Source organism: Kitasatospora sp. NPDC023385 (genome assembly GCF_055664045.1).
In genome coordinates this window covers 16,730-27,107 of the sequence record NZ_JBVOOL010000048.1, presented here as the reverse complement: position 1 = coordinate 27,107, position 10,378 = coordinate 16,730, and the positions used below count along the sequence as shown (strand labels likewise).

The 10,378-nt window shown below is 75.0% G+C and carries 12 protein-coding genes; 3 read left to right on the top strand and 9 right to left on the bottom strand.

Annotation, left to right across the window (positions count from 1 at the left end):
• Positions 1-174 precede the first annotated feature (174 nt).
• The 5 genes from AC0B61_RS35800 to AC0B61_RS35780 all read right to left on the bottom strand — a co-directional run bounded on the left by AC0B61_RS35800 (position 175) and on the right by AC0B61_RS35780 (position 5,216).
• Entirely contained in the window at positions 175-927 is a 753-nt protein-coding gene (locus AC0B61_RS35800; RefSeq protein ID WP_471746519.1) for a GNAT family N-acetyltransferase, read from the bottom strand.
• 146 nt (positions 928-1,073) lie between these two features.
• Positions 1,074-2,168 carry a WD40/YVTN/BNR-like repeat-containing protein gene (locus AC0B61_RS35795; protein WP_471746517.1) on the bottom strand — a complete coding sequence of 365 codons (1,095 nt, stop codon included), beginning with the start codon at positions 2,166-2,168 and terminating at the stop codon, positions 1,074-1,076.
• 142 nt (positions 2,169-2,310) lie between these two features.
• Complete coding sequence (locus tag AC0B61_RS35790; protein WP_471746515.1) at positions 2,311-3,816, bottom strand: dihydrolipoyl dehydrogenase family protein; 1,506 nt, start codon at positions 3,814-3,816, stop codon at positions 2,311-2,313.
• A gap of 211 nt (positions 3,817-4,027) precedes the next feature.
• Positions 4,028-4,762 carry an alpha/beta fold hydrolase gene (locus AC0B61_RS35785; RefSeq protein WP_471746513.1) on the bottom strand — a complete coding sequence of 245 codons (735 nt, stop codon included), beginning with the start codon at positions 4,760-4,762 and terminating at the stop codon, positions 4,028-4,030.
• 64 nt (positions 4,763-4,826) lie between these two features.
• Complete coding sequence (locus AC0B61_RS35780) at positions 4,827-5,216, bottom strand: thioredoxin family protein (protein ID WP_471746512.1); 390 nt, start codon at positions 5,214-5,216, stop codon at positions 4,827-4,829.
• Between the two features lie 188 nt (positions 5,217-5,404).
• Between AC0B61_RS35780 and AC0B61_RS35775 the strand changes: the two genes are divergently transcribed.
• From AC0B61_RS35775 to AC0B61_RS35765, 3 genes are read left to right on the top strand one after another with little or no spacing between them, the layout of a single operon-like run.
• Positions 5,405-5,962 (top strand): hypothetical protein, encoded by a 558-nt coding sequence (locus tag AC0B61_RS35775; protein WP_471746510.1) that lies wholly within the window; start codon positions 5,405-5,407, stop codon positions 5,960-5,962.
• A gap of 3 nt (positions 5,963-5,965) precedes the next feature.
• Positions 5,966-6,568, top strand: a complete 603-nt coding sequence (locus AC0B61_RS35770; RefSeq protein WP_471746508.1) for a sigma-70 family RNA polymerase sigma factor — start codon at positions 5,966-5,968, stop codon at positions 6,566-6,568.
• A complete protein-coding gene (locus AC0B61_RS35765; protein WP_471746507.1) occupies positions 6,565-7,374 on the top strand; it encodes a zf-HC2 domain-containing protein in 810 nt (269 codons plus the stop codon). Before AC0B61_RS35770 ends, AC0B61_RS35765 begins: the two co-directional genes overlap by 4 nt.
• 1 nt (position 7,375) lies before the next feature.
• Here AC0B61_RS35765 and AC0B61_RS35760 read toward each other — a convergent pair whose 3' ends face one another.
• The 4 genes from AC0B61_RS35760 to AC0B61_RS35745 form a co-directional block, all read right to left on the bottom strand.
• Positions 7,376-8,089, bottom strand: a complete 714-nt coding sequence (locus AC0B61_RS35760) for a hypothetical protein (protein ID WP_471746505.1) — start codon at positions 8,087-8,089, stop codon at positions 7,376-7,378.
• Entirely contained in the window at positions 8,086-8,721 is a 636-nt protein-coding gene (locus AC0B61_RS35755; protein ID WP_471746503.1) for a hypothetical protein, read from the bottom strand. The genes AC0B61_RS35760 and AC0B61_RS35755 overlap by 4 nt, the downstream gene beginning before the upstream one ends.
• An 84-nt stretch (positions 8,722-8,805) precedes the next feature.
• Positions 8,806-9,324 carry a DUF1990 family protein gene (locus tag AC0B61_RS35750; RefSeq protein ID WP_471746502.1) on the bottom strand — a complete coding sequence of 173 codons (519 nt, stop codon included), beginning with the start codon at positions 9,322-9,324 and terminating at the stop codon, positions 8,806-8,808.
• Positions 9,321-10,256 carry a YndJ family protein gene (locus AC0B61_RS35745; RefSeq protein ID WP_471746500.1) on the bottom strand — a complete coding sequence of 312 codons (936 nt, stop codon included), beginning with the start codon at positions 10,254-10,256 and terminating at the stop codon, positions 9,321-9,323. The genes AC0B61_RS35750 and AC0B61_RS35745 overlap by 4 nt, the downstream gene beginning before the upstream one ends.
• Positions 10,257-10,378: the final 122 nt, after the last annotated feature.

Sequence of the window (10,378 nt, the reverse complement as noted above, 5' to 3'; positions counted from 1 at the left end):
CGAATGCAGGCTCGTTGATCACGACGAGAGGCTGCCCCGCCACTGCCACTACCAACGGCGGTTGCACACGATCGAGGGGCGGTCTCCTGAAGACCTCCCCTGACGGACAATCAGCCCACTACACTGCACCACGCAGCCTCTGACCAGGCAAAACACCGAAGTCCTGCTGGAGTACTAGGCGGCGTCGGGCACGATCACCGTCACCGAGGTCTCCGTCAGCAGGAAGCCCAGGGATTCATAGAGGCGGCGGGCCGGGTTGCCCTCGGTGACCACCAGGTGGACGTCGGCGAGGCCGCGTGCGGCGGTGTCCGCGACCGCCCGGCGCAGCAGGTCGGCGCCGAGGCCGGGGTAGCCGTACCGGGGGTGGCGGAAGACGTCGGCGATCCACGGACGACCGCCCCGGTCGGTCATGATCGCCCCGGCGACCACGCGGTCCTCGGAGTCCACGGCGAGCACGCTGGACGGCAGGACGGGCCCGATGGCCTTCCCGGCGAGCAGGAGCCCGAGCCGCTCGGTGAGCGCCCGGGCGTCGTCGCCCGCGAAGTGGTCGACGTGCCCGGGGGCGAAGGCGGCCCGCCAGGCCTCGAACAGCTCCGACGGCGTGCGGTCGCACGGCACCGCCCGCAGGCCCTCGCGCAGCGGCGCCCCGGCCCAGTCGGCGGGCGGGGGATCGGCGCGCAGGTCCCGCCGGAAGGTGTGGGCGTGCCGCAGCACCGTCGCGCCGTCCGCCGCCAGCCGCCGCCCGAGTTCGGGACTGCCGGTGACCATCCACCCGGCCAGCTCGGTCCGGATGAACCCGGGGGCGTCCGCCGACTCGTCCAGCACCTCCAGCAGTTCGGCCCAGGGCCGGCCCTCCCGTTCGCCCAGCTGGTAGCGCAGCACCGGAGTGCCCTCGCCGTCGTACCTGACCACCCGGTCCTCGGCCATGGCCCACCCCGTTCACGAGAGTCACGCGATCGTTCGTCGGCGGCCCATGGTCATCGAGGCCCGGCGGTCCTGCAACCGGTTTTCAGCGCGACTGCCTTCCAGGCTTTCGGACTTTCAGGCTTTCAGGCTTTCGAGGCGACTGTCCGTCAGGCCACCACCGCTGCCCGGACGCAGAGTACGTCCGGCAGGTGGGAGACCAGCAGGGACCAGTTCTCGCCCTCGTCGTGGCTGCCGTACACGTCGCCGGTCCGGTTGCCGAAGTAGATCCCGGCCGGGTCGGCGTCGTCGGTCCGCAGGGCGTCGCGCAGCACGATGCCGTAGTGGTCCTCGCCGGGCAGGCCGTCGGCGAGCTGCTGCCAGCTGGTGCCGCCGTCGGTGGTGCGGAAGACCCGGCAGCGGCGGCCGGGCGGGACGCGGTCGTCGGCGCCGCCGAGCGGGAAGAGGTAGGCGGTGTCGCCGCGGTGCGGGTGGGCGGCGACGGCGAAGCCGAACTCGGCGGGCAGTCCGTCGACGATCGAGCGCCAGCTGCCGCCCCAGTCGTCGCTGCGGTAGACGCCGCCGTGGTTCTGCAGGTAGAGCCGGTCCGGGTGGACCGGGTCCGGGGCGATCTTGTGCACGCACTGGCCGAACTCGGGGTACTGGCTCTCCGGCGGGAAGAACTCGGCGCGCAGCCCGGTGTTGGAGGGCTCCCAGCTGTCGCCGCCGTCCTTGCTGCGGTAGACGCCGCCGCTGGAGACGGCGACCAGCAGCCGCTGCGGGTCGCGCGGGTCGGTGAGGACGGTGTGCAGGCCCTGGCCGCCGTAGCCGGCGCCCCACTGCGGCCGCTGGGGGTGGTCCCAGAGCGACTCGACCAGGGTGAAGGTCTCGCCGCCGTCGGTGGAGCGGAACAGCGCGGCCGGTTCGGTGCCCGCGTAGACGACGTCAGGGGCTTCCGGTCCGGCGGGCTGCAGCTGCCAGACCCTGGTGAGCGAGGCGCCGGTGGACTCGGGGAAGCGGATGGCCGGCTGCGGCGGCTCGTACCAGCTCGCGCCGAGGTCGTCGGAGCGCCAGACGGAGGGCCCCCAGTGGCTGCTGTCGGCGCCGGCCAGCAATCTGGTCCGGCCGCCCCGGCGGTCGATCGAGAGGGAGTAGATCGCGTTCATCGGGAAGTGCGGCCCGCTGAACTGCCATGTCAGCCGGTCGCGGCTGCGGCCGAGAAAGAGGCCCTTCTCGGTTCCGACGGCCAACAGCACCTCGGTCATGCCTCACACCACCTGGGTTTCGTGCGGCCCCCCGGGACGGCCCCCGACTGCCAGTGTCCCGCCGTCCACCGGTGGTCACATCTCGCCGCGCCGTTCACTCGGGAGGCCGTCCGTTCACCCGGCGGGCCGTCCGTCCGGAGGGTTATCCCCGGCAGCCTTCCAGCAGCCGCAGCCACACCTCGCTGATCGTCGGGTAGGCGGGCACCGCATGCCAGAGCCGGTCGATCGGCACCTCGCCGACCACGGCGACGGTCGCCGAGTGCAGCAGTTCGGCCACCGCGGGGCCGACGAGGCAGGCGCCGACCAGCACTTGGCGGTCCAGGTCGAAGACCACCCGGGCCCGGCCGCGGTAGTCGTCGCCGTACAGGGAGGCCCCGGCGACGGCGCCGAGGTCGTGGTCGACGGCCTTGACCCGCAGCCCGGCCTCCTCGGCGGCGGCCAGGGTGAGGCCGACGGCGGCGACCTCCGGTTGCGTGAAGACGACCTGGGGCGCGCCCGCGAGGTCGGCGGACGCGGCGTGCGCGCCCCAGCGCGAGGTGTCCAGCGGGCTCCCCTGGGCGCGGGCGGCGATCACGGCGCCCGTGATCCGGGCCTGGTACTTGCCCTGGTGGGTGAGCAGCGCCCGGTGGTTGACGTCCCCGGCGGCGTACAGCCACTCGCCGCTCGCACTGGTCACACCGCTAGCACCGCTAGCACCGCTCGCACCGTCCACGCCGAGCACCGTGCAGCTGTCGTCCACGTCCAGCCAGGCGCCCGGCTTCAGTCCGACCTGTTCCAGCCCGATGTCGGCGGTGCGCGGGGCCCGGCCGGTCGCGTACAGCACCTCGTCGGCGGTCAGCTCCTCGCCACCGTCCGGCTTGTCGCGGGTGGCCAGCGTCAGGGTGACCGGCCCGGAGCCGTCCGTCCGTCGCACCGCGGTGACCTCGGTGCCGAACCGGAGGTCCACCCCGGCGTCCCGCAGGCCCTCGGCGACCAGCTCGCCCGCGAAGGGCTCCATCCTGGGCAGCAGCCCGTCGCCGCGCACCAGCAGGACGACCTCGGAGCCGAGTGCCCGCCAGGCGGCGGCCATCTCCACGCCGACCACCCCGCCGCCGACCACCGCGAGGCGCCCGGGGACGGTCCGCGCGCCGGTCGCCTCCCGGTTGGTCCACGGGTGGGCCTCGGCGAGCCCGGGCACGTGCGGGGGCAGCACCGGACGGCTGCCGGTGCACACCACGACGGCGTGCCGGGCGGTCAGCACCCGCTCGCTGCCGTCCTCGGCCTCCACCGTCACCATCCGCTCGCCGGCCAGCCGGCCGTGGCCGCGGACCAGCGCGATGCCGGTGTCCCGCAGCCACCGCACCTGGCCGTCGTCGTTCCAGTGCGAGGTGAAGGAGTCCCGCCGGGCCAGCACCGCGGCCGGGTCCAGCCGCGCGTCGCCGACCGCCTCCCGGGAGCCGGCCACCGCGCGGGCGTCGGCCAGCGCGGCGACCGGGCGCAGCAGCGCCTTGCTCGGCATGCAGGCCCAGTACGAGCACTCGCCGCCGACCAGTTCGGCCTCCACGATCGCCGTGCGCAGGCCGGCGGCGACCGTCCGGTCCGCCACGTTCTCGCCGGTGGGGCCGGCCCCCAGGACGATGACGTCGTACTCTTCGGCGGTGCTGGTCATGCCCGGTCCTCCGTGGGGTCGGTGGCCACCCCGGCCTGCGGGGCCGGTGTGGCGGGTGTGGCGGGTGCGCATTCGCAGATGTCGAGCAGCGGCCGCTCGAGTGCGGCGTGGGCCCTATCCTGCCGGGCCGGGCCCGCCGGCGCGACGGACGGACACGCGCAGGACACGCGGGGGACATGGCCGGGGCGCGCAGAGCACAACCGGGGCGGCCTCAGACCGTGGCGAGCTCCGCGAGCACCGCCGCCGTGTCGGCCGGGCGGGAGAACATCGGCCAGTGCCCGGTGGGCAGTTCGCGCAGCTCCCAGTTCGGCCCCGCCATCGCGGCGAAGTACGGGTGGCCGGCCGCGATCAGCTCGCGGACCTGGGCGAGCGGGAAGGAGCAGGACACCAGCGCGTGCGGCAGAGCGGCCCCGTCGCCGGTCAGCCGCAGCGCGTCCCGGTAAGCCCCGGCGGGGTGCGGGGCGGCGAGGGAGCGGATCCGTGCCAGGGCGGCCTCGTCCAGGCCCTCCGTGCTGGCGCCGTGCGCGGCCAGGTACTCCCAGGGCGGCATCGGGAGCCGGCCGTCGACGAGCGAGGTCTCGGCCATCTGCTGGTAGTCGGGCTGCCAGAGGTCGTAGAGCGCGGAGCCGTCGGCCAGCGGGCCGCTGTCCAGGTAGACCACCCGGCGGATCCGTTCCGGCATCCGGTCCGCGAGCCCGCCCACCGGGGCGCAGGCGCCGCTGTGGGCGACCGGCACGACCTCCCACAGGTCCTCGCGGACCAGCAGGTCGGACAGGTCGGCGATGTGCTCCTCCAGGCCGAACTCACCGCTCTCGCCCGCCCGTTCGGCCAGCCCGGGCAAGGTCACGGGGTACACCCGGTGCCCGGCGGCGCGCAGCGGCGCGGCCACCTCGTCCCAGGCCCAGGCGCCGAGCCAGAGGCCGGGGACCAGTACGAACGTGCTCATGGCGGATCACTCCTTCGGGCCCGGGGAGGCGCCGCTCCCCGGGGCCCCGTCGGCCGGTCCGGGCTCAGGCCTGGCCGTCGGCCGCCTGCTCCTCGGCGACCTTGCGCTTCACCTCGGCCATGTCCAGGTTGCGGGCCTGGCTGATCAGGTCCTCGAACACCGCCTCCGGCAGTGCGCCGGCCTGCGAGAAGACGAGCACGCCCTCACGGATGATCGCCAGCGTCGGGATCGACTGGACGCCGAACGCGGCGGCCAGGTCCTGCTGCGCTTCGGTGTCCACCTTGGCGAAGACCAGGTCCGTGTGACGCTCGGCCGCCTTCTCGTAGACGGGGGCGAACTGCCGGCACGGCCCGCACCACCCGGCCCAGAAGTCGATGAAGACGAAGTCCTTGCCGTCCGGGCCCGGGACGATGTCGTCGAAGTTCTCCTTGGTCAGCTCGACCGTGCTGCTCATCTCGCGATTCCTTCCCTTCCGGAGACTGCGGTACAGACCATGTGCCCGCGACAACGGCGCTGCTCGGTGGCGTATTCCGTGCGGATTCGGAAGCGGATCCGGAAAGCGCGGCGCCCGGCATTGAGCACCCGGCCGGTACCGCGCGTACAGGAGGGTGACCACTCCGTTCCGACTGCGGGAGCCACCCCATGCACAGCAAACTCCGCACCGGCCGGGTCGCCGTGCTGGCCGCCTCCGGCATCGCGGCGGCCGCCCTGATCGTCGGCTGCGGGTCGTCCGGGGGCGGCACGTCGGGCGCCCCGAGCACGTCCGGCGGCCAGAGCGCCCCGGCGAGCGCCACCCTGCAGACCGCCCGCGACCCCAAGCTGGGCACGATCGTCACCGACAGCGCCGGCTTCACCCTCTACCGCTTCGACCAGGACCACACCAACCCGTCGGAGTCCTCCTGCAACGGCAGCTGCGCCACGGTCTGGCCGCCCGAGCACGCCAACGGAAACGTCACCGTCAAGGGCATCGACAGCAAGCTGGTCGGCACCGTCACCCGCTCCGACGGCACCAAGCAGGTCACCCTCGACGGCTGGCCGGTCTACCGCTACTCGTCGGACGGCAAGCCCGGCGACACCAACGGCCAAGGCGTGGGCGGCACCTGGTTCGCGGCGACCCCGAGCGGCGCCAAGGCGGGCACCGGGACGCCCGCCCCGAGCCCCGCGACCCCCAGCCCCAAGCCCGGCACCCCCGGCTACTGACCGATGGCGACCGCCCTCGACCGGGAGGCCCGGGTGCGCAACGATGAAGTGGTGACCGATGAGCACCCCGTCGGCGGCGACGCCGGCCACGGGACGGAGGCGGCGGACGAGGAGTTGATGCGCGCCCTCTACCGCGAGCACGCCGGTCCGCTCCTCGGCTTCGTGCTCCACCTGGTGGCCGGTGACCGGCAGCGCGCCGAGGACGTGGTCCAGGAGACCCTGGTCCGCGCGTGGCGCAACATCCACCGCCTCGACCCGCAGGTGGACTCGCTGCGGCCCTGGCTGGTCACGGTCGCGCGGCGGATCGTGATCGACGGCCACCGCAGCGCCCAGGCCAGGCCGCGCGAGGTGGACGCCTCGGCCCTGGAACTGCTGCCCGCCGACGACGAGCTCGACCGGGCACTGCGGATGATGACCGTCGCGGACGCGCTCGGCGACCTCTCGCCGGCGCACCGCGAGATCATCGTCGAGACCTACCTGAAGGGCCGCACGGCCACCGAGGCGGCCGCCGACCTCGGCATCCCGCCCGGGACCGTACGGTCGCGGGTGTTCTACGCACTGCGCTCGCTCAGGCTCGCGTTGGAGGAACGGGGAGTGACATCGTGACCAAGCGCCCCGACTCCGCGCCCGGCGGCCCGGAGCACATCCCCGACGGCCAGGAGCGCGCCCCCGGCGGCCCGGACCCCGCCTTCGGCAGTCCGGAGCCCGCTCCCGACGGCCCGGAGCACGTCGACGCCGGCGCGTACGTCCTCGGCCTGCTGGAGCCCGCCGAGCGCGCCGCCTTCGAGCAGCACCTGGCCGACTGCCCGCAGTGCGCCGAGCAGGTGGCCGAACTCGGCTTCCTGGAGCCGCTGTTGGCGGAGTACGCGACCGCCGCGGCGGTCGCCGGCCTGGACCCGGCCGGCCCGGCCCCCCGCCCCGACCCCCAGCTCCTGGACCGGCTGGTCGCCGAGGTCGGGACCGCCCGGCGGCGCGGCCGGGTGCGCCGGCTGGTGCTGGCCCTGGCCGCGACCGCGGCCGTGGCGGCGGGCCCCGCCATCACGGCCGCCGTGATCACCGCCGACAGCACCCCCGCCGTGGTCGCCGTGGCCGAGCAGTTCAGCGCGACCGACCCGACCACCGGCGCGCATGCCGCCGTCGGCCTGGACGGCACCACCTGGGGCAGCCGGATCAGCCTGCAACTCGGCGGCGTCCAGGGCCCGTTGACCTGCAGTCTGGTCGCCGTGGCGCACAGCGGGGAGCGGCAGACGGTCACCACCTGGTCCGTCCCGGCGAGCGGCTACGGAGGCGGCAGCGGCGTCCTGCGCACCACCGGCGGCGCGGCCCTCCAGCCGGGCGACATCGACCACTTCGAGGTGCGCGTCCAGGACACCGGCGCGGTCCTGGTCGCCGTCCCCGCCCACCGGTCCTGACTCAGACCAGCGGGTACGGGTGCACGTACTGGTACGGGGCCAGCCGCTCGATCCGGGCCGTGCCCCGGACGCCGGGCCAGTGCGGGTCCGGTTCGCCGGTGCCGGTCAGGTGCTCCCGCCGCCAGGTCCGGCTCCAGCCGACCCGGATGGTCGGTTCGAAGCCGTGCCACCGCCCGCACGGGCAGGGCACCAGAACCCGTGCGCAGGAGCGGCACAGTCCGGTGCGGTCGTCGCAGGTCGGGATCGGCACCGGCGGACCCTCCTCCCCGCAGGCCGGGCAGCCGGGCAGCTCGGCCCCGTCCAACAGCGCGTTCTGCCGCCGGACGTAGTCGGGCAGGCTCAACGGCGGGTGCAGGAAAGGGTCGTGGCTCCAGGCCACGTCCGGCGAGTCCCACCGGGGCCGGTGCCACCACGCCGTCTGCGGCGGCAGCCGCCGCCCGGCCCGCTTCTGTGCCCGGCGCTGCTCCGTGTACTCCTCGGCCCGGGCCCGCCACAGCTCGCGCGCCTCGTGCAGTTCGTCCACGGCGCGGACCAGCGCGTCCGGGTCCGTATCCAGGTGCCGGGGCATCCGGGCGCTGACGGTGAGGTGGTGGTACGTCGCCCGCAGGCCGTACGGGGCGAAGCAGGTCAGGCAGGTCCGCAGCGCGCTGTGCCGCCGGTGCGGCGGGAGCGAGGCGTCGTGCACCCGGGCCCGGTGGGTGTGGAAGCTGGTCATGCCGGGGGTTCCAGGTCGAGCGCCCGGGCGAGTGCGGCGGTGACGGCGGCGGCGCGGTCGGGCAGTTGCTGCGTGGCCCAGGCCGCCGCCAGGGCCAGGAAGTCGCGCAGGTCCCGTTCGGCCCCGGTGAGCAGCCGCTGCAGTTCGGCCGCCGGCAGTGCGATCACCGGGCTGTTCGCGTCCTCGGCGTCGCGGACCAGCCGGACGACGCGGCCCACGCGTTCGGCCCGGGCGTCCGGATCGTGGCCGAACCAGGCGGCGCCCGCGCCGTCGGTCACGTTCAGCCACGCGCGCCACTCCTCCAGGCCGTTGCAGCAGCCCGGCTCGAAGACGGCGCCGGTGGCGGGATCGGTCACCCGCAGGCCGCCGGGGGCGTACGGGGCGGGGTCGGTGAGCAGCCCGTGCAGGAAGCCGCCCAGCGGGTCCTCCGGGCGGGGGCCGCGCGCGGCCTCCTCCTCGGCGTCCAGCTCGACGTCGTTGCAGTCGGCCAGCCGCCACACCGCCGTGCCCACCTCGGCGGGCGTCAGCGCCCCGTTCAGGACGAGGTTCCGGTACGGCGCGCCGGTGGCCGTCGGCCAGAGCGTGAAGCCGTCGGGGGCGAAGATCTCCAGGACCGGCTGCATCGACAACATCCGGCGATCATCCCGGACGGATCGCCGCAGCCACCAACGCTTTTATCGGCCCGCACCTGCGCTGCCCCCGCCCTGCCCGTACCGCTACTCCCGCCCCGCCCGTGCCGCGATCCGGGCCAGCACCCGCCCGCACCGCCAGGCGAAGGCGCGCTGCGCGAGCGGAAGCAGCGGACCGGCCAGCCGGGCGTACCGGGCGACGGGCCGGCTGAAGGCGGTGACGCCGAACCGGACGCCGCCGTCCGGCGCCAGTTCGACCGTGAAGGTCTCCTCGCCGCAGGCCAGGTGCCCGGCCCTGGTCCCGTAGGTGAAGCCGTACCGGTCGGGTCCGTCGACGACGGCCAGTACCCGGTTGGGGGCGCCGGCCCGGAGGGCGCCGAGGCCGATCGCGCACCGCACGGCGACGCCGGGAGCGGCCCGGTCCGCGTCGGCGTCGATCCGCACGCCGGCCAGCCGGTGCATCCGCCAGTCGAGCAGGGCGGCGCCGGCGGCGTCGAGGGCGGCGCGGCCGTGGCCGATCTGCGCCCGGTGCCGCAGGTGGCGGTATCCGGCGGGCAGGTCGCCGGTGAGGCTGGCGCCCTGTTCGGGGTAGCTGTAGTCGTTCATCGCTGGGCCTCCGCGGCGGCGGTCCGGTCGGCGGTGGTGACCCGGCCGATGGCAGGACGGCCAGTGGCGGTCCGGCCAGTGGTGGTCCGGTCGGCGGCGGTCCGGTCGGCGGCGATCCGGCGCCAGGCGAGGAGGGCGCAGAGGGCGAAGCCGAGCGCGTTGCCGACGCCGTGGGTGGCGGCCATCCAGGCCAGGGTGGGATGGGGGAGTCCGGCGGCCCGGCCGAGCGCCCACCAGAGGGCGAGCAGCATGGTGAGCGCGAGGATGGCAGAGGAGGCCGCGAGCAGCCGGGCGGTGGCGGTGTCGCCGCTCCGGGGGCGCAGTTCGCGCCAGGTGACCAGGCCGACCAGCCACATGCCGACGGCCAGCACGACGGCCCCCGCGAACTGGCACCAGTTGCCGAGGAAGTACCCGGCCAGCACCAGCAGCGTGCCCGCCGGGACGCTGAGCGCCGCGCAGCGGGCGGCGCCGGAGCGGGGGTCGGCGGCGCGGCAGACCAGCCCGGCGACCAGGGCGGCGGTGAACCCGGCGTAGTGGAAGTGCGGGACGGTGAGCGCCAGGATGTGCGGCTCGAAGCCGAACAGGGGGTAGCCGGAGCGCTCGGCGACCAGTGCGACCCCGGCCACCGAGGGCGCGGCGAGCGCGGTGAGTACGGCGATCTCGGCGGGCGCGAGCGAGCGGGTGCGGGCCAGCCGCAGCGGCGCGTGCAGGGCGATGGCCAGGGTGCCGAGGGCGTAGACGGCGGCGTTGCCGGTGGCCAGGGGGCCGTGCGGTAGCCAGAGCGAGAGTGCGCCGGGTACGGCGGCCACCGGCCAGAGCCGCCGGATCCGGGCGAGGCCGGGTTCGTCGATCAGGGCGAGACCGAGCGGGACGACGGCGCCCATACCGAGCAGGACCAGCAGGTCCACCAGTTCGGTGGTGCCTTTTCCCATGGCGGAAACCCTCCCTTGAACGTGTTCAAATGAGCTGCTCCGCCGACTCTACGCCGCTGACTTGAACGCGTTCAACTCGACCCCGGTGCGGCCCGGATCCGGCTGGCCTGGTGTTCCCGCGG